This is a genomic window from Shinella oryzae (genome assembly GCF_023038235.1).
Classification (GTDB): domain Bacteria; phylum Pseudomonadota; class Alphaproteobacteria; order Rhizobiales; family Rhizobiaceae; genus Shinella; species Shinella sumterensis.
This window is the reverse complement of sequence record NZ_CP081987.1, coordinates 2,298,014-2,316,815: the sequence shown is the minus strand read 5'-3', so window position 1 is coordinate 2,316,815 and position 18,802 is coordinate 2,298,014. Positions and strand designations below refer to the sequence as shown.

Sequence of the window (18,802 nt, the reverse complement as noted above, 5' to 3'; positions counted from 1 at the left end):
GCCGGTCTTCCCCGACATTACCCTGCCCGGCGTGGCGAAAGGCTTCGCCACAGGCCGAAGAGGATGGCAAGGCCTGCGCCGGCAATGAACCCGGCCATCAAGCCGGCAGCGAGGATAATGACACCCCGCGGCGGATAGCTGCGATGGATCGGTGGCATCGGCTGGGTCACGACGCGCACGTTGGTGGCATCGATGCGCTGGCGTTGTGCGGCTTCACTCGCGCGGTTCATGTAGCTTTCGTAGACGGAAGACTTGGCCTGCGCCTCGCGCTCAAGCTGGCGCAACTGGAGCTGCGCTTCGGATTCCTTGAAGACGACGGACTGAGCGGTGCCAAGCTCCGCATTCAGCCGGTCATACGCGCCCTGGGCCTGTTCAAGCTCCGCTTTGCTGGACTGGACGACACGCTGGATTTCCGCCTGGATCTGCGCCTGGATCGCGTCGGCGCGCGGTTTCAGCGCCAGAAGGCTCGGATGACGGGGACCGAGAACCGCCGACTGCGAACGGATCTGCTGCTGGATCAGCGATTGCTGCGTGAGCAGGGCGGTCATCGTTTCCGATTGGGCGCTTGCGGCGTTAAGGCGGCTTTCCGGATCGTTCGAGGTCAGGTCCTTGTGGCGCGCCTGTGCGAGGATGAGCCGTGCGCGTGCATCGATGACCTGGCTGTTCACGCGGGTCGCGCTTGTCGAGCTTGCCAGTTCGCCGGCGCTCGACCGCAGGCCGTTTTCGCGCTTGAACGTCTCCACCTTGGCTTCGGCCTTTTCCACCTCGACCTTCAGGTCGTCGATGCGGGCTACCAGTGCCTTGGCGGCACGGCCGGCGCCTTCGACCTGGGCATTGCCGAGTTCATCCTGGAAGGATTCAATCAGCTTGTTTGCGATCTCGACGGACTTGTCAGGATTTCCGCTCCAGATACTGAGGCTGACGAGGAAGGAGCGCGTGTCGCGCCGGGCATCGATGCGCTTTTCAAGCGCCGCAAGGGCGTTCCGGTCTGCGTCAGATGCACGGTTTCCGCCGAATTCAGGATCTTTCGCAAGGTTGAGGCTCGTGACGACACGCTCGAGGACATTGCCTGATGTGATGAGGCGCAGCTTGCTTTCGACCGCCAGCAATTGGGAGTCGCGCTGTGCGTTCTGCGAGAAGATGTCGTCGGCCACGACGTTCAGATCCGTTGGCTCGACCAGCAGTTCGGCATAGGTCGTGTAGCGTGGCGGTGTGATCTTGAGGAAGGCCACGGCCGCGAGGCCGCCGAGAATGACGGTCGCGAGGATGATCAGCTTATAGGCAAGCAGCCACCCGAAAAGATTGGAGACGGTGAAGAGGTCCAGCCAGCCGGATGTGCCGGCTACTTCTTCTTCCCGCGTATCGCGTTCAGCGGAATAGCCGGGCTGGGCAAGGCTGTAATCGTTCGTGTCGCGGCGTTTGAGATAGTCGCGTGCGCTCACCCGCGGCTTTGACGCGTGAACGGCGACGGCCGGCGGCGATGCACGCAGCCGCTTCCTGTGTCCCCGGTCCGGGTGATCGTCAGTGTACATCGTCGAGCTCGCAGCGAATCCACGCTCGTTTAGAACAAATCAACCTTAACAGTCGATTAAAATGCCACCTCGACGGGAGCCCGGAGCGCGCAGATCCTGATGACGTTGCGCGCTGGAGTGTCGCGTTCCGATGCACTGAAACTGAAGGTTTCTTAACTTTAATCCCAGTTTGCCGGCCTCAAACGTCGCGGCGGCCTATCCCATTAACGGGAGTTTCCGATCTTTCCATCTAGGGTTTCGGCGAATTCCACGGAGGCAAACCGTCCTGCGGCCCGCATCATGGGCACGGGCGAGGGGCCGGGGGCTGATTGAGACGATGAACGCGCCTGTACACCATAGAATGGATTTACCGCTGGCGGTCGACCTGGACGGGACGCTCGTCTCGACGGACATGCTGTGGGAAACCGTCTTCCTCCTCCTCAAGAAGAATCCGCTTTATCTCTTCCTGCTTCCCGTCTGGTTGTGCTCCGGCAAGGCGCGGCTGAAATGGGAGATCGCACGGCGCGTTACCGTGGATGCCAGCCATCTGCCCTATCGCAGGGACTTTCTCGCCTTCCTGCGTCGCGAGCACGCGGCGGGGCGGCAAATCGTGCTGGCGACCGCATCGGCTGAGCCGATCGCCCGGGCCATCGCGGATGAGTTGAAGATTTTCAGCGCGGTTTATTCGACAAGTGCGGGAAACAACCTGTCCGCCAGACGCAAGGCGTCAGCGCTCTGCGCCGCCTATGGCGAAAAGGGCTTCGACTTCGCCGGCAACGACCGTGCGGATATTCCCGTGTTCGACGTCGCGCGCAGCGCCATCATCGTCGCGCCGGATCCTGCCGCCGACCGCTATCAGAGACGCCACGGCACCCAGCGCTTCGATTCCCACAAGGCGAGCCTGAAGACCTATGTGAAGATGCTGCGGGTGCATCAGTGGCTGAAGAACTTGCTCGTCTTCGCCCCTGCTGTGCTCGCCCATACGATCGCCTATTCGGAAACGATCATCGCCTCCTCTATCGCCTTCCTGGCGTTTTCGTTCTCGGCCTCGGCGATCTATATCCTGAACGATATTATCGACCTGCCGCTCGACCGGCGTCATCCCACCAAGCGCAACCGGCCGTTTGCCTCGGGCGCGCTGTCCATCCCGTTCGGGCTGACCATGTCGGCATGCTTGCTGCTTGCCGCAGCGTCGCTGTGCCTGCTGCTGCCGGTGGGCTTCGCTTTCGTCATCGTGATCTATCTCATCGCCACGACCGCCTATTCGCTGGCGGTGAAGCGAATGCTTCTGATCGACGTTCTGTGCCTCGCCGGCCTCTACAGCCTTCGCCTGCTGGGCGGAAAGGCTGCGACCGAGCTGCCGCTGTCGTTCTGGCTCGTGGCGTTCGCGCTGTTCTTCTTCCTCTCGCTCGCTCTCGTCAAACGCTATGTCGAACTGCAGGGCGCGACCGTTGACGAGCGGGACAGGATCGCCGGCCGCGGCTATCGCCCGGAGGATATCCAGGTGGTCGGCCAGAGCGGTTTGGCATCCGCCTTCGCGGCGGCGCTCGTTCTGTCACTCTACATCCAGTCGCGGGAAATCGCCGAGCTTTATACACAGCCGTGGCTCATCTGGCCGATCGTGCCCATCGTCCTCTACATCAATGTGCGTGTCTGGATCCTCGCACATCGCCGCGAGATGCATGACGACCCCGTCGTGTTCATCGCCACCGACTGGCGCAGCCAGGCCTTTATCGTGTTGGGCGCCTTCCTGCTCCTCGTTGCGAGTTTCATGTGATGCGGGGAGCGTTCGACAGTTTCGGTCGCGTGGACCGGCACGAAAGACAGGGCCTCGCGCTCGATTTCGCGCTGAACGCGCTGCGTCGGCCGACGGGCACGCTTCCGAGCCTGCTCGCTTATGGCAACGGCCGTTCCTATGGTGACAGCTGCCACAACGATGGGGGAGCGCTGGTGGCGATGCGTTCGCGCCACGCGATCATCGATTTCGATCCCGCGACGGGCCTCATTGAGGCGGAGGCGGGCGTGAGCCTTGCCGAGATCATCGCGCATGCGGCCCCCTTCGGCTATTTCCTGCCGGTGACACCAGGCACGCGTTTCGTGACGCTGGGCGGCGCGATCGCCAACGACGTGCATGGCAAGAACCACCATGTCCGCGGCACCTTCGGCTGCCATGTCGAGAGCCTGGAGCTGCTGCGCTCCGATGGTGTCGTGCATCATTGCTCGTCTTCGGAGAATTCCCGTCTCTTCGCCGCCACGATCGGCGGCATGGGCCTGACCGGTCTGGTGCTGAGCGCGAGGCTTCGCCTCATGCCCGTCGGCTCGCTCGACATCGAGGAACGGATCACCGCCTTCGCCAATCTCGACGGCTATTTCGATCTGGCCGAGGCCGCCGACGCCGAAAACGAATATGCGGTCGCCTGGGTGGATCAGCTTGCCGCCGGTGCGTCCGCCGGCCGCGGCGTGCTGATCACCGGCAATCACGCGAGAAACGGCAACTTCAAGACGGACGATGGGGCAGCGCGCCTGAGCGTGCCCTTCGACCTGCCGTTTTCCATGCTCAACGGGTTGAGCCTTCGGCTGTTCAACGGCACCTATTTCCATGCCAAGAAGCGCAAGCACGCGCCGCATCTCAGCGGTTACGGCGCATTCTTCTACCCGCTCGACGGCATCGGCGACTGGAACCGGCTCTATGGACCGGCCGGTCTCTACCAGCACCAGAGCGTCATTCCCTTCGATGCGGCACGTACAGTCATTCCGGCGATGCTGGAAGCCAGCCGTACGGCCGGTCATGCCTCGTTCCTGACCGTGCTGAAGCGGTTCGGGGCTGTGCCGTCGCCGGGCCTGATGTCGTTCCCGCGGCCCGGTTACACGCTGACGATGGATTTTCCCAATCGCGGTGCCGCGACCCATGCCCTGCTCGAAACCCTCGACCGGATGACGGTCGCGGCCGGCGGACGGGTCAATCCCTACAAGGACGGACGGATGCGTGCGCAGACCTTCCAGGCCGGATTTCCGGAATGGGAAGCGCTGGAAACCATGCGCGACCCCGCCTTCTGCTCGGATTTCTGGCGGCGCACCGCGCTGACGCTAAAGGGCCGCGACGATGCCGCCGGCCGCAAGGACATATGAGGACACCATGAAGTACATTCCGTTCATCCTGTTCACGGTCATGACCAATGCGGCCGCGCAGCTGCTCCTGAAATACGGCATGATCACGCTCGGTCCGCTCAGCTTCTCCTCGGAATCGCTGATCCAGAAGATTTTCCAGATCGTGTTCAATCCGTGGGTCTTCGCCGGGCTGGCGATGTTCGTGATCTCCATGGCCTCGCATCTCTACGTGCTGTCGAAGGTCGACCTTTCCTTCGCCTACCCGTTCCTCAGCCTTGCCTATGTGGCCGTCGCGCTCTGCGCATGGCTGCTGTTCAAGGAGGAACTGGGCACGCTGAAGATCGCGGGCATCGCCTTCATCTGCGTCGGCACGATCCTGATTGCGCAGAGCGGCAGCAAGCCGGCCGAAGCCGAAACCGCGGCGGCGAGCTACAAGCTCAACAAGACCTGACAGCGATCCACAAACAAGAACTCCATCAGATAAGACAGGGATAGGACCATGAAACACATTATTTTCGGCGGTGACGGTTTTGTCGGGCGCTACCTCGCACCTCGCCTCGTGGCCGACGGCCATGAGGTCGTCGTCGCCGACATCGTGAAGAGCGATCTCGTCCATTATCGCGACGTGCGTTTCGTGGAGACCGACGTCACGGACCCGGCGTCCATCGCCAGGCTCGGCATCGGCGCCGACGACATGGTCTACAACCTGTCCGCCAAGATGCTGTCGCCCATCCAGGTGCGCGCCAAGCGCCACGATTTCTTCTTCCCGGTCAACTATTACGGCACCGAGAACATCATCAAGGCGATGGATGCGGCGGGCGCGAAATCGCTCGTGCACTTCACCACCGACATGGTCTACGGCCACACCTATACCTGGCCGCAGACGGAGGATCACCCCTGCGCGCCGCTGGGCGAATACGGGCTCTCCAAGCTCAAGACGGAGGAACTGGCGGCCGAGTGGCGCCAGCGCGGCATGAACATCTCGCTCTTCCGTCCGCGCCTCATTATCGGTCCCGGCCGCCTCGGCATCCTGTCCAAGCTGTTCAAGCTGATCGACAACAACCTTCCGGTGCCGATGATCGGCTCGGGCAAGAACCCCTACCAGTTCATCTCGGTGTTCGACTGCGCGTCGGCGGCGCATGCCGCCTTCAAGGCCGGCGTGCCGAACGAGGTCTACAATCTCGGCTCGCTGAACCCGCCGCCGGTGCGCAAGCTGCTCGGCGACCTCGTCAAGCATGCCGGCTCGAAATCGATCCTGCTGCCGACGCCCGCCTGGGCGGTCAAGCAGGTCCTCAACATGCTGGATCTCGTCAACATGCCGCTGATGGATCCCGAGCAGTATCTCATCGCCGACGAGATGTGCGTTCTCGACGTGTCCAAGGGCGAGCGGGAGCTCGGCTGGGTACCGCAGTATCGCGACGAGGACATGCTGATCGCAGCCTATACGGAATATCGCAAGAAAATCGGCGGCAACGTCGAAGCCCATGTCGGCCAGTCCAAAGCGGCCTGAGGAGAGCACCATGAACAGTCAAGTCCGCCTGGCCCACACCGAGGTCTCCACGCCGGTCACGCCGAAGCCCGCCCTTCTTTCCGTCGAGGATGCCAAGGCGCTCGAGCTTGCGAAGATGACGGAGATCTTCACCAGCCATCTCAACCCCGGCCAGCTGCATTTCATGAAGCTGCTCGGTTTCCACAAGATCAAGGTCGAGCGTGCCGACGGCATGTACTACTACGATCAGAACGGCCGGAAGATCCTCGACTTCTTCGGCGGTTTCGGATCGCTGGCCTTCGGCCACAACCATCCGCGCATCGTCGCCGCGCGCCAGGCCTTCCAGAACGAGAAGCGCCACGAGATCGCGATCGCCTTCATGTCGCAATATGCGGCCGCACTCGCCCATAACCTTGCCGCCTGCTCGCCTGGCGATCTCGACATGGTGTTCCTCGGCTCGTCCGGTTCGGAGGCCATGGAGGCCGCCATCAAGGTGGCCGAGCGCGCCGCCGGCCCCGCCAGGCCGAAGATCGTCTATGCGACGAACTCCTTCCACGGCAAGACCAAGGGCGTGCTGTCCATCACGGACGGCCAGCTCTACCGCGGCGAATTCAAGCTCGTCGAAAACAATGTGCGCGTGCCCTTCGGCGATATCGAAGCCATCGAGAACGCCTTCCGCTCCGATCCGCAGATCGGCGTGATCGTGCTGGAAACCGTGCAGGGCGGCGGCGGCATCATCCAGGCAGACGAGGCCTTCTGGAAGAAGCTGCGCCAGCTCTGCGACCAGTACGGCGTGCTGTGGGTGGCCGATGAGGTCCAGTGCGGTTTCGGCCGCACGGGCAAGTTCTACGCCTTCGAACACTACGGCGTCGTGCCCGACGTGACGGCGCTTGCCAAGTCGCTCGGCGGTGGCAAGGCGGCCGTGGGCGCGATGATCGCCCGCCGCGAGGTCTATATGAAGGCCTATGGCACGCCGAAGACGGCGATGATCCATGCCATGGCCACCTTCGGCGGCATTGGCGAGGCCTGCATCACGTCCATCGAAGCACTGAATGTGCTTTACGACGAGGGCCTGATCGACAACTCGGCAGAGGTCGGCGACTATCTGCTCGAGCGGCTGAGGGCCTTGCAGGCACGTTATCCGACGCTCCTGAAGGAGGTGCGCGGCAAGGGCATGATGGTGGGCCTGGAGTTCCACGATTTCTCCCAGGCCATGCCGATGGTCCTGCGTCCGCTCCTTTCCGTGCTGGACGAAAAGCTCAAGGGCTCGCTGCCCGGCTTCATCGGCAGCCATCTGCTGCGCGATCATGGCGTTCTTGTTGCTTTCACGGAGTACAACCGCAACGTCATCCGGCTGGAGCCGCCGCTCATCTGCGAGCGCAGTCATGTGGACGATTTCATCACCGCGCTGGACGAGGTCCTGTCGCGCGGCATCGTCAAGATCGTCCGCGATTTCGTGACGGCGCAGATGAAATAACCGGCAAGACCGAGGGGAAGAGAAGGCCGGGGAAACCCGGCCTTTTTTATTGCGCTTGTATGTCGGGCCGCAGCAGCAGATCCCAGCAGGGCGTGAGCGCGATGACCTTGCGGCCTTGGAGCGCCTGGGCATAGGTGGCCTGAAGGTCGCGGCGCGCCCAGGTATAGGGGCAATTCGGCTTCAGCACGCCCGCCGTCGCCTCGATGGCCTGCCGGGTCTCCGGTGTCATCTCACCGACGGTTCTCGACGGGTCGCGACCGATCTGGACATGGCGGGTCGGCGTGCGGTTCAGGATCCAGGGGAACGGGTCGGTGAAGTCGAGCGTCATGACGCTGTCGAGCCGGATGTTGTTCGATGTCTCGAACGTTTCCAGCGCCGCCAGCATCCTGTTTGCCGAGAGCAGCCATTGCAGCTGGTTGTCCGGTTCGGCGTAGTATTGCCAGCCGGGCATCTGCTCGTGCCGGGCAAGGTCTTCGTAGGCCGGTTCGAAGCTGGCAAAGTGGTCATCGAGCATCTCGGCACGCGCGAGGATGTCATGGCGTGCCGAGACCTGGCCGACATTGCGCAGGCGTGACAGGTCGGGCTGCTCGTAAAGCGGCATCACCGCGACGGCCCTGAGCGTCTTGGCGCTGATCGCCGATGCCGTCGGAATGGTGCAGAAGGCGGCGAGCGCGACGAAGATGACGCGTGTCCGCTTTTGCAGCGGTGCGACGCGGCGATAGATCATCAGCAGGACCGGCCAGATGAAGATGAACTCCTGGCTGCCGGTGTTCTGCGTCTCGTAGATCACGCCGCCGGCCATCGCCGCGCAGAACCACACCGTGCTGCTGTCGAGGAGGCGTACGGAACGATCACGATGACGCAGATCGAGCCAGGCGAGAAGAACGGCAAGGGCCGCCGCCGGCACGATGACATCGAATTTCGCCGAAACCACCGTGCGGAAGCGCGGCAGGAAAGTGCCTTCGTTGAGCGCGGCGAGTTGCAGGATATCGCGGATATAGGCGGAAACCATTCCGGTGGCGAGTTCAAGCGCTGCGAGCGGCACCGCAAAGGCAACGGCCGCAACAAGCGCGGTACGCACGGAAAGCCTGCCGGACAACATGGCAACGACACCAAGCAGGCCGCCGACGAGAAAGCCCGTGATCTTGATCGTGAACAGGGCGAGGCCTGCGACGGCGCAGAACAGCGCGAGCCGGCGCCCATCCGGCAGGAAGAGCAGCCCGCAGGTCAGCACGTAAAGCAGGATGACGCCCTGCCGGTTATAGATGCCGAAGCCGTCCACGCCGGGCAGGGGATGGTAGAATTGCGCATTGGCGGGGAAGGCGGCAAAGGCCAGCGCCGGGATGAGGAGCGCGAAGGCAAGGCCGCGATTGGTCTTCGACACCTCCGCTACGACCACCGCCATCAGGGGGGCGATGACGACGAGGAGCGACCACTGTGCCAAGAGGAGCGGCTGTGCCGCCGGAAAAAGCTTCAGCCCCCATGCGAACAGGTAGTAGCCGAGGGGCCCGACCGGCGCGGCAAAATCGACGCTCGGCATCTGGCCGACGGCAATGCGTTGCGCCGCATCGATATACAGGAACGTGTCCCAGTACATCGGGCCGATGGGCAGCACGAGCCGGATGCAGAGCAGTGCGGCCAGCAGCGCGACGGTCAACCAGAGCCAGAATGCGGGCGCGCCGAGGGCGCGCAGGATGGCGGAGGGCTGCTGTTCTGTCGGCGTCACGGTCGATCCAATCGTTCTTGGGCAAGGCCGCATCGGGCCCGGCGGAAGGGAGATGCGAAACTCGCGCGAGTCGATGGGCCGTTGCAAGCACTGGCAGTGGTCTTCACGTAAAAAGAACGCCCGGCGCCTCAGATTCCCGCCAGTGCTGCCGCCGACAGCAACATCGCGCGCGGGCTTTGTCGCGGGCGGTTCAGCATCGTGTCGGCAAGCGAAAGGAAGGCATCGCGATAGCGGTGCGCGCGGAACGCCTGTGCCACGACATAGGCGTTCATGTGGGCCTCTGCCTTGCGGCGCAACTCCGCCAAGCGATCGGCTGCGACGGCCGCAACGATGGCCGGGTCCGTAAAGACCGCGTCGATCGCGGGGCTGCAATCCGCATAGGTCAGAAGCTTCTTCATCATGACGCTTGCGGTGTGCACCCGGTAATCGAGCACATAGCAGCCCGGCAGGTAGACGAAGGTTCCGAGCGCGGCCAGCCGGCACCAGCCGTGCCAGTCCTCTGCATAGCGCAGGGTCTCGTCGAAGCCGCCGATCGACCGGAACGCTTCCGTCCGCACCAGCATGATGCCGCCATTGACGATGAAGTTGCGGCCAAGCAGCGTCTCCAAGACATGCCCGTCGCTCTTGCGCCGCGCCCGGATCAGGTTGCGGCGGCCGATCTTGGCGCCGGTTTCGCTGATGCGCTCGTAGTCGCCATAGACGGCCACCGTGCCCGCGTCGCCCGCACCCTTGTGCAGCGCGGCAATCGCGCCGTCGCGCAGGCGGTCGTCGGCGTCGAGGAACATGGTCCATTCGCCGGTCGCCTGCAAAAGCCCGTCATTGCGCACGGCCGAAACGCCTTGCCGCCCTGAAGAGTGGTCGAGCAGCCGGATTCGGGGATCCCTCATCGCCGCCACCTTCGCAGCGGTGCCGTCGGTGGAGCGGTCGTTGACGACGAGGACTTCGCTGACGAGCGGGCCCTGCCGCAGCACGCTCTCGAGCGCTTCTTCGATGTAGCGCTCGCCGTTGCGAACCGGGATGACAATCGAGACGGACGTCAAGGCCTTGCTCCGTAACCGTGGCTCATCGAGCATTCGCATCGCCGGGTTACCATGCTGTAAATACACACGCTGCATTTGTATTCGGTTGTAAAATTCGGGCACGCGAGGATGCGTGTGCCTCACCGCGAGTTGAACATGATCTGCCACAGCGCGATGGGGTTCGTCTTCAGGTATCGCGACAAGAGCCGGCGCGGTTCCAGAATGGTGCGGTAGAGCCATTCGAGGCCGACATTCTGCATCCAGGCCGGTGCGCGGCTGTTCTTGCCGGAGATGAAGTCGAACAGGCCGCCCGAGGTCTTGATGACGCCGACGCCGGTGAGCTTGTCGATGTTGCGGGCGACGAACTGCTGCTCCAGCGGCACGCCGAGCCCGATCCACAGGATATCGGGTTTCAGCGCGGCGATCTCGGCGACGATGGCCGGTTCCTTGTCGGCGGTGAAGTATCCGTCACGGGCACCCGCGAAGCGCAGTTTCGGATAGGCCTCCTGAAGGCGCGCGACGGCCGTGCGGTTCACGTCGGGCGTGCCGCCGAGAAAATAGAAGCTGAGCCCGGCCTGTTCGGCCTGCGCGGCGACGCTGTGCACGAGGTCCGTAGTGGCCACGCGTTCCTTCAGCGCCTTGCGGGAGAAGAAGCGCGAGAGCAGCACCATCGGCATTCCATCTGCATGGATCTGGTCGGCGCCAAGCAGCAGAGCCTTGAATGGCGCATCGCTGCGCGCGAGCGCGATGACCTGGCCATTGGCGGAGGTGGAATAGTAGGGACGCTTGTTGCCGGTGCGCGCCGAAAGCGCGGCCTCGACGAACAGGCGCGCGGATTCCTCCAGATCGAGAAGCGTGATCGGCAGACCGCCAATGATCGTGGTCTGGTCGACCCGATCCTGCCGCTCTCCTCCGAACCCCTCCGTCTCCATTAGGCACACCTCTGACATTGCAACGTCTGCAAAAGCACTGGCACAGGGGGCATGGGGGTGCAAGCGCGTTCCCTTGTTATTACTAATTTGCAGTGAAGCCCGGCAGGCCGGGAAAGCCCGGGAAATCGGGGATTCCCGCGCGCGTTGAAGTCGCGTGTAGGGCGAGGCGCTCGCTTTTCAGCGCTCTCTACGCCTGTCGCACGCTTCCCCTCCTGCGCTGCGCCTTTGCATTTTCCGGTAACCATATCTTCAAGAGATCGTCGCACTGTCTCGGCCAGGAGAAGGCCATGGCAAAGACGACGAAAAGAAAGAAGCGGACGGGTGCGCGGCGAAGCGCGGCGGGCGGGCGCAAGGGCGGCATGGCGCCGTGGTATGTGCTCGGCGCGTCAATCGTCGGCGGCATGCTTTATATGGACAACATGCCTCCGGGGCCCGAGAAGGGGGCTTCGGCGGTTCGCACCGCCTCCATCGAGCGCAAGGACAAGGATAGCCGCAAGGCCGAGCGCCGCGAAGCGGCCTTGCCGCGCCCCAAGCTGGCCGTCGGGGAGAAAAAAGCCGAAGCCGTGCCGGTGCCGGAGGCGCTACCGGCATTCTCCGGCAAATGGTTCATCTGCACCACGCAGACCGATTACTGCGTGCTGGACGGCAGCACTATCCTCTATGCCGGCCGCAAGGTGCGCCTTGCCGATATCGACGTGCCGGCCATCGACAAGGCACGCTGCGAGGCCGAGCGCCTGCGCGGCGGGGACGCGAAGCTGCGCCTGCGGGAAATCCTCAACGAGGGCAACGTGACGCTTGTCGCCGCCCACGGCGCGGGCGCGGGAAAAACCGGCGCTGCACCGCATCTCGTGCTGCGCGGCGGCCAGTCGGTCGGCCACCGGCTTGTCAGCGAGGGCCTGGCAAGGCCGTGGAAGGGACAGCACCAATCCTGGTGCGGCTGAGGGCTTTTTGCCTTGCCTCTCTTGTGCCTTTCCGGCACAAGCCATGCGCAAGCCTGCGTTCCTATACTTTCCGTTAACCGGGATGGTGCCGGCTGGAATGGGGACAATGATATGTCGAACGACCTCGAACACTACAGCGATCCGGACGATACGGCGGTCGCGCTCTTCCTCCTCGAAAACGAGGCCGATGAATTGACGGATATTCTGGTGGCCGCGCTCAGCGAAGCCTTCCGGATTCTCGAGGACGAAATTTCTCCCGCAACGGTGCACTGAGCGCCGGCACGAAAAGGGGCCCGCGGGCCCCTTCCGAATCATCTCGACGACATCAGCTGGCGGCGACGTTCTGGCGCTGCACGCCGAGGCCGGCGATGGCAACTTCCATCGTATCGCCGGGCTTGAGATAGCGCGGCGGCTTCATGCCCATGCCGACGCCCGGAGGGGTGCCTGTCGTGATGATGTCGCCCGGCTCCAGGATCATGAACTGCGAAATGTAGTGGACGAGGAACGGCACCTTGAAGACCATGGTGCTCGAAGAGCCGTCCTGCACCCGTTCGCCGTTGACGCTGAGCGTCATGGCAAGATCGCTCGTGTCCACCTCATCGGTCGTCACCAGCCATGGGCCGATCGGCCCGAAGGTCGGGCAGCCCTTGCCCTTGGTCCACTGGCCGCCGCGCTCGGTCTGGAAGGCGCGTTCCGAAACATCGTTGCAGATGCAGTAGCCCGCCACATAGTTCAGCGCGTCCGCTTCGGAGACGTAGGAGGCGCGCTCGCCGATGACGACGGCAAGCTCGACCTCCCAGTCGGTCTTTTCCGCGCCGCGTGGGATGAGGACCGTGTCGTCGGGGCCGACGATGCAGGAGGGCGCCTTGTTGAAAAGCACGGGCTCGCTCGGCACGGCCATGCCGCTTTCGGCGGCATGGTCGGCATAGTTGAGGCCGACGGCGACGAAATTGCCGACGCGGCCCACGCAGGATCCGAAGCGGCTGCCTTCCGGCGCGAGCGGAAGGCTCGCGGGATCGATTGCACGCAGACGCGCAAGGCTTTCGCGGCTAAGGACATCGCCGGCGAGATCGGGAACGACGCCCGAAAGGTCGCGGATCTTGCCGTCCGCATCGATGATGCCGGGCTTTTCCGCGCCCGCCGCGCCAAAGCGCACCAGTTTCATGACGATCTCCTTGATTGCCGGTCCTGCCGATTTCCATTGCGGACACCATCCCCGCTGCCGTACATCGAGTCAACGATTTTCGAAAATCCTTCAGATTTTGCACAGGAGGTGTCGATGACGCAGAACCGGGACGGCGCAGGTACGCGCGCCGGCGATGCCTATGATGCTATTCGGCAGGCGATCCGCACCGGGTATTTCGGTCCGGGCGAACGCCTGCGGTTCTCGTCACTCCAGGCCTTGTGCGGTATGAGCGTGACGCCGGTGCGCGAGGCCCTGACGCGGTTGACGGCGGAAGGCTTCACCGTGCTGGACGATCATCGCGGCTACAGCGTCGCGCGCCTGTCGCTTGCCGAGTTGCGCGACATCACAGCGACCAGGCAATTGTGCGAGGGCGAGGCGTTGCGTCTTGCGGTGATGAAGGGCGATGCGGACTGGGAAGCGCGTGTCGTGGCCGCCCACCACCTTCTGGCGCGCATTCCGCAGGGTCGCGAGGACATGCCCTCGGTCATGCGCGAGGACTGGGAGGTGCGGCATGGTGCGTTCCACGCTGCGCTGATCTCGGCGTGCGGGTCGCCGACCTTGCTGGAAATCTGCGGGAAACTGTCGTTACAGGCCGACCGCTACCGCCGCATGTCCGTCAGCGTGTCGGGCGCGGCGCGGGATGTGCTGGGAGAGCATCGCGAACTGCTGGAGAGTGCGCTTGCGCGCGATGCGGACGGTGCCGCGGAGGCGCTTCGCGAGCATTACGGCAGAACCGCCGCGATGCTCGCGAATTTCTTCGAGCCCTGATCGCTTACTTGCTGGCGACCGTTGCTGGTGCTGCGCCGATCTCCGCGCCACCGCCGATCGCCACGTTGAGGGCGACGTAGTCGCGCGCCAGCTGGCGGATTGCGGATGCAAGCGACAGACGGGCCGAGGCCACGTTGCGTTCGGCATCGAGCACGTCGAGGATGGTGCTGGCGCCGCCGCGGTAGCTTTCGCGGGCGAGGTTCAGCGTCTGCTCGTAGGAATTGACCACCTTGCGCAGGGCAGCCACCGTCTGGCCGTCGCGAATGAGCGCGGTCTGGGCGTTCTCGACTTCTTCGACCGCGTTCAGCACCGTGGACTTCCAGGTCAGGTACTGCTGTTCCGCATTCGAGCGCGCGGCCTTTACCTGTGCCTTGAGCGCGCCGCCGTTCAGGATCGGCAGGCTCAGCGAGGGACCGAACGACCAGTTCGAAACGCTGCCGGTCACGAGGTTGAAGTTGCGGGACGCGCCGATCGAGCCGCCGAGCTCGATGCTCGGGTAAAGCTGCGCTTCGGCCACGCCGATTTCGGCCGTCGCGGCCTGCAGGCGGCGTTCGGCGGCACGAATGTCGGGGCGGTTGCGGATCAGGTCGGCCGGAATGCCGACGCGGGTCGAATAGCGCGGCATCGGCTGGGCGGAGCCCTTGATCAGGCTTGCCGTGATCGTGCTCGCGGGAACGCCGAGAAGGGTCGCGATATGATTGGCAGACTGGTGGAAGCCGGTTTCAAGGCCGGGCAGCTCGGCGAGCGTCTGGTTGACGAGGCCTTCGGTCTGCAGCACGTCGAGGCTGGAGGCCGCACCCGCTTCCTTGATCTCGTTGGTCAGCTTCAGCGTCTCGCGGCGCGACTGAAGGTTCTTGCGGTTGAGCGCCAGCGCTTCCTGATAGTAGCGCGCGTTCACATAGCTCGACACGAGATCGGAGAGATAGGCGAGGCGTGCGACGTTCACGTCGTCATAGGCAGCATCGAGCGAGGCGGTCGCGGCTTCCTTCGAGCGGCGGTACTGGCCGAAGAAGTCGAGCAGCCAGGATGCGCTCAGGCCCGCGCTGATGGATTTCGTTTCCGAATGGTCGTTGCCGGTCGTGCGGCGCAGATAGCTGCCGTCCTGACCGGCCACGTTGCCGTCTGCCGACGCGCCGAGGCTCGGCAGGGCGCCGGCGCCCGCAATAACGACATTCGCTTCGGCGGCCGTGATTCGCTCGAGCGCCTGGCGGACCGAAAGGTTCTCGGCGAGGCCCTGGTGCACGAGGTCGTTCAGGCGCCGGTCACGGAAGGATTCCCACCAGGGGTTCAGCGTGACGTTCTCGGCGCTGGCTGCCTTGCTCTCGGAGAATTTGGCCGGCAGCACGGCATCCGGCTTCTGGTAATCCGGACCGACAACACAGCCGGACAAGAGAATCATGCTCAGCGGAAAAAACGCTCTGGTGAAATTCATTGCCACACTACCCTGCCGGCCATCTCGGCTTATCTTAACGGAACGGATTGCTGATTCATCCTTTATTTATAATTGGCTCGAAGATCGAGCCTCCTTTCAAAAAAAGAATGGTCCCACAGCGTTTTTCCCCCGCTTCGCAAGGGCTGTGTGTCCGCCCTGCAACGACTAGGGAGGATTTTATACGCGCCTCGCGAAAGTTGACAAACCGCACGACGCCGCTGGGTTGCGTCATCGATATGCCCGCCAATTTTCGTCTTTGTGACATATTTTTCTGCATAATGCTGCGAGCGCGAACATTATTTTGTGTTTCGCGTTGTCTGGTGGATTCGATGGTAATTTTTTTCAAAATGCTGCGAATTTCCTTGACAGGAGCCACACCGACGATTAACTATCGCAGCATCGCATGAGGGCCGCATGCTGTTTTGATCCGGTCCGCCTCTGACATCCGGTTTTGGGTGTCAGCGCCAACCAAAGGGAGTGTGTCATGTACGATATCGAATGCATCGCCTCCGTGCGCGTGGCGAGCTCCTGTCGTGAAACGATTACAGGGAAAGTGCATACGGCGTTCTGCCGAATGTGATCCGAGTACCCTCTTCGAATTCATCGCAAAGAGAATTGGCTGTGCCTCCGGTACGGCAGGAGTTGTTATGCAAAAGCAGGTTATCGAAATCGGTGGTGAAGCCGTCGGCGTCGTCGTTCCGGATGAGGATCGGCTGAAGTTCGTTGCCGTCAAATATTCCGTCTGGGATCTGGATTCCCAGCGTTTTTCCTCGGCAGAGGAAGTGCGGGCGGCCATCCGCCGTCTCCTCAGCAATCCATCTGCCGCGACGCGGGCACTGCCGCCGGAGCGAATCGCGGCTGCCTGACCGATCCATATCGGATGGACCGGCACTGTCTTGTGTCGGTTGACGACCGGCCTCGTTTAACGCGAGGCCGGTCGCTTTTTGTGAACAATGCATTCACCGTCACTCGGCTGGCGCGACCCGGCAAATCCTGATTTTCTCACCGTGAAAGGAGGTGCCCAATGACCAGCGGCATCCATCACATCACGGCGATTACCCGGAAAATCCAGGAGAACGTCGATTTTTATGCGGGGTTTCTCGGCCTCAGGCTCGTCAAGCGGACGGCCGGTTACGAGGACGCCGACCAGCTTCACCTGTTCTATGGCGACGCGGCCGCCAGCCCCGGCTCGCTGATCACGTTCCTGGCGTGGGAGGATGGTTCTCCCGGCCGGGTCGGGCTCGGCCAGCCGTCGGAGATCGCGTTTTCGATCAAGCCGGAGGCCATCGGCTTCTGGCTCACGCGCGCGCTTCGCTACAATGTGGCGATGACCGGCCCCGTGCAGGAATTCGGCGAAGCCGTGCTGCGCCTTAAGGATCCCGACGGCATCATCGTCAAGCTTGTCGGCGAGGTGGATGTCGAGGGGCCGGCCCCGCATATCCTGAAGGATATCGCGGCGGCGGATGCGATCCAGCGTATCAGGGGTGCAACCATCCTGTCGGAGGCGCCGGCGGCGACGGCTGACTTCATCCAGCGCCATTTCGGTTTCCGCAAGGTGGCCGACGCGAACGGCATCCTGCGGCTGGCCGGAGATGCCGGCGATATCCTGGATATCCGCGATGCGAGCGGTTTCTGGACGTCGGCGCCGGGCACGGGGACCATCGACCATATCGCGCTGCGCGCGCCCGATCGCGCCACGGTGGAAGCCGTGGCCGGCCGGCTGGCGAACGAGGACGCGGGCGACACCAACATGCACGACCGCACCTACTTCTATTCGCTCTATGTCCGCGAGCCGGGCGGTTCGCTTCTCGAATACGCGACCGATGGCCCTGGCATGACGGTGGATGAACCGCTTGAGACACTCGGCACACGACTCTTCGTGCCGAGGCATTTCCGCGCCGACCCGGAGGATGTCCGGGCACGGCTTCCGCAATTTTCACTGCCGGGAGAAGAAAGAATGCGTGAAAGAGACCTTCCCTTCGTCCATCGGGTACACAATCCGGAAAATCCCGATGGCACCGCCGTCGTGCTGCTGCACGGCACGGGCGGCAACGAAACGAGCCTTCTGCCCTTCGGTGCGCGGCTCGCACCGGGCGCCGTGCTGCTGAGCCCCCGCGGCCGCAGCGCCGATGAGGGCTATCCGCGGTTCTTCCGCCGCCTGACGGCCATCACCTTCGACCAGAAGGATATCGTTCAGGAGGCGGAAGCCTTTGCGGCCTTCATGGAGGGTGCGAATGCCGCCTATGGGCTCAACCCGGACAAGACGCTGTTCGTAGGCTATTCGAATGGCGCCAACATGATCGGGGCCGTGATGCTCCTGCATCCGGGCCTCATCCGCAACGCGGTGCTGCTGCGTGGCATGAATGTGCTGGAAACCGTGCCGAAGGCCGATCTATCGGGCGCCAACGTCCTGATGATCACCGGCCAGTCGGATCCCTACGGCCGCTATGCGGGCGAGCTGGAGGCACATTTGAAGGCCGCCGGCGCAACGGTGGAAAACACCTTGCTTGGCGCCGGCCATGACATCGGCGCCGCCGATCTCGAATTGGCGAAGGCCTATAAGGAACGCGTCATCGGCTGATACCGACGCAGAAACGGAAAGGGGCGTGTCGCAGGACACGCCCCTTTTCGATTCGGTGGATTGAAGAATTCAGCTTTTGTAATCGCGCACGAAGGCGGCAAAGCCCGCCACGAAATCACGCAGCTTCGTCTCTGTCGCTTCGTCGGCGATGGCGCCGTCCTGGATGACGGTGCCGGCGCGCGAGACCATGAGCTTCGCGCCGAACCACGGCACCGTGCCGAGCGTGCGCATCACGGGCAACCATGCTTCCTGCGAGAGGAGCGTGCCGAAATTGCCGGGGGAGGCGCCGGTGATGGCGAAGGGCTTACCGCCGAACACGCGCGGGATGTCGGAAGAGGGGCGGCTCAGCCAGTCGATGGCGTTCTTGAAGACGCCGGGAATGCCGTTGTTGTATTCGGGGGTGAACAGCAGGACGCCGTCGGCCTCGGCGATCTGGTCTTTGAGGCGAACGACGGCTTCGGGAATGCCGTCGGCGGCTTCCGCATCGCCGTCGTAGAGCGGGATGCCATGGATGGAGCCCGCCGTGATGGTGACACCCTCCGGCGCCATGCCGAGGGCGGCGCGCAGCAGCGCGGTGTTGAAGGATCCCTTGCGCAGGCTGCCGGAAATAGCGACCAGTTTTGTCATCTCGT

Annotated in this window: 17 protein-coding genes; 10 read left to right on the top strand and 7 right to left on the bottom strand. The window is 63.4% G+C overall.

All coding sequences use genetic code 11. The features are described from left to right. Positions 1–17: 17 nt before the first annotated feature. Complete coding sequence (locus K6301_RS11340) at positions 18–1,532, bottom strand: GumC family protein (RefSeq protein ID WP_247216998.1); 1,515 nt, start codon at positions 1,530–1,532, stop codon at positions 18–20. Between the two features lie 316 nt (positions 1,533–1,848). On the opposite strand from K6301_RS11340, the gene K6301_RS11335 reads away from it, so the two are divergent. The 5 genes from K6301_RS11335 to K6301_RS11315 are packed head-to-tail and all read left to right on the top strand — an operon-like array spanning position 1,849 to position 7,585. Next, positions 1,849–3,288 carry a UbiA family prenyltransferase gene (locus tag K6301_RS11335; protein WP_425475336.1) on the top strand — a complete coding sequence of 480 codons (1,440 nt, stop codon included), beginning with the start codon at positions 1,849–1,851 and terminating at the stop codon, positions 3,286–3,288. Further along, positions 3,288–4,640 (top strand): FAD-binding oxidoreductase, encoded by a 1,353-nt coding sequence (locus K6301_RS11330; RefSeq protein WP_247216994.1) that lies wholly within the window; start codon positions 3,288–3,290, stop codon positions 4,638–4,640. Before K6301_RS11335 ends, K6301_RS11330 begins: the two co-directional genes overlap by 1 nt. Positions 4,641–4,647: 7 nt before the next feature. Continuing rightward, positions 4,648–5,070: an EamA family transporter gene (locus K6301_RS11325; protein WP_134650604.1), complete on the top strand. Its 423-nt coding sequence runs from the start codon at positions 4,648–4,650 to the stop codon at positions 5,068–5,070. 48 nt (positions 5,071–5,118) lie between these two features. After that, the gene (locus K6301_RS11320; RefSeq protein ID WP_247216992.1) at positions 5,119–6,129 is read left to right on the top strand and encodes an NAD-dependent epimerase/dehydratase family protein; all 1,011 of its coding nucleotides are present in this window, start codon (positions 5,119–5,121) and stop codon (positions 6,127–6,129) included. Between the two features lie 10 nt (positions 6,130–6,139). Beyond that, positions 6,140–7,585 (top strand): aspartate aminotransferase family protein, encoded by a 1,446-nt coding sequence (locus K6301_RS11315; RefSeq protein WP_247216990.1) that lies wholly within the window; start codon positions 6,140–6,142, stop codon positions 7,583–7,585. A 46-nt stretch (positions 7,586–7,631) separates the two neighbouring features. Here K6301_RS11315 and K6301_RS11310 read toward each other — a convergent pair whose 3' ends face one another. From K6301_RS11310 to K6301_RS11300, 3 genes are all read right to left on the bottom strand, one after another. Continuing rightward, positions 7,632–9,311, bottom strand: coding sequence for a hypothetical protein (locus tag K6301_RS11310; RefSeq protein WP_425475335.1), 1,680 nt, complete (start codon positions 9,309–9,311; stop codon positions 7,632–7,634). A 128-nt stretch (positions 9,312–9,439) separates the two neighbouring features. After that, on the bottom strand, positions 9,440–10,384 hold the full coding sequence (locus tag K6301_RS11305) for a glycosyltransferase family 2 protein (protein ID WP_343298931.1): 945 nt from the start codon (positions 10,382–10,384) through the stop codon (positions 9,440–9,442). Between the two features lie 86 nt (positions 10,385–10,470). Further along, a complete protein-coding gene (locus tag K6301_RS11300) occupies positions 10,471–11,262 on the bottom strand; it encodes a WecB/TagA/CpsF family glycosyltransferase (RefSeq protein WP_247216986.1) in 792 nt (263 codons plus the stop codon). Positions 11,263–11,549: 287 nt separating this feature from the next. Between K6301_RS11300 and K6301_RS11295 the strand changes: the two genes are divergently transcribed. After that, complete coding sequence (locus K6301_RS11295) at positions 11,550–12,203, top strand: thermonuclease family protein (RefSeq protein WP_247216984.1); 654 nt, start codon at positions 11,550–11,552, stop codon at positions 12,201–12,203. Between the two features lie 111 nt (positions 12,204–12,314). Further along, entirely contained in the window at positions 12,315–12,476 is a 162-nt protein-coding gene (locus K6301_RS11290) for a hypothetical protein (protein ID WP_247216982.1), read from the top strand. A 52-nt stretch (positions 12,477–12,528) separates the two neighbouring features. On the opposite strand, the gene K6301_RS11285 is transcribed toward K6301_RS11290, so the two are convergent. Next, positions 12,529–13,368 carry a fumarylacetoacetate hydrolase family protein gene (locus K6301_RS11285; protein ID WP_247216980.1) on the bottom strand — a complete coding sequence of 280 codons (840 nt, stop codon included), beginning with the start codon at positions 13,366–13,368 and terminating at the stop codon, positions 12,529–12,531. Positions 13,369–13,482: 114 nt separating this feature from the next. On the opposite strand from K6301_RS11285, the gene K6301_RS11280 reads away from it, so the two are divergent. Continuing rightward, a complete protein-coding gene (locus tag K6301_RS11280; RefSeq protein WP_247216978.1) occupies positions 13,483–14,157 on the top strand; it encodes a GntR family transcriptional regulator in 675 nt (224 codons plus the stop codon). A 4-nt stretch (positions 14,158–14,161) separates the two neighbouring features. On the opposite strand, the gene K6301_RS11275 is transcribed toward K6301_RS11280, so the two are convergent. Beyond that, positions 14,162–15,589, bottom strand: coding sequence for an efflux transporter outer membrane subunit (locus K6301_RS11275; protein ID WP_247216976.1), 1,428 nt, complete (start codon positions 15,587–15,589; stop codon positions 14,162–14,164). Between the two features lie 647 nt (positions 15,590–16,236). On the opposite strand from K6301_RS11275, the gene K6301_RS11270 reads away from it, so the two are divergent. Together K6301_RS11270 and K6301_RS11265 are read left to right on the top strand one after the other, a co-directional pair. Next, entirely contained in the window at positions 16,237–16,455 is a 219-nt protein-coding gene (locus K6301_RS11270) for a hypothetical protein (RefSeq protein ID WP_134650613.1), read from the top strand. A gap of 158 nt (positions 16,456–16,613) precedes the next feature. Then, positions 16,614–18,170 carry a VOC family protein gene (locus K6301_RS11265; protein WP_247216973.1) on the top strand — a complete coding sequence of 519 codons (1,557 nt, stop codon included), beginning with the start codon at positions 16,614–16,616 and terminating at the stop codon, positions 18,168–18,170. 69 nt (positions 18,171–18,239) lie between these two features. On the opposite strand, the gene K6301_RS11260 is transcribed toward K6301_RS11265, so the two are convergent. Further along, the gene (locus K6301_RS11260) at positions 18,240–18,797 is read right to left on the bottom strand and encodes an NADPH-dependent FMN reductase (protein ID WP_241602256.1); all 558 of its coding nucleotides are present in this window, start codon (positions 18,795–18,797) and stop codon (positions 18,240–18,242) included. Positions 18,798–18,802 lie beyond the last annotated feature (5 nt).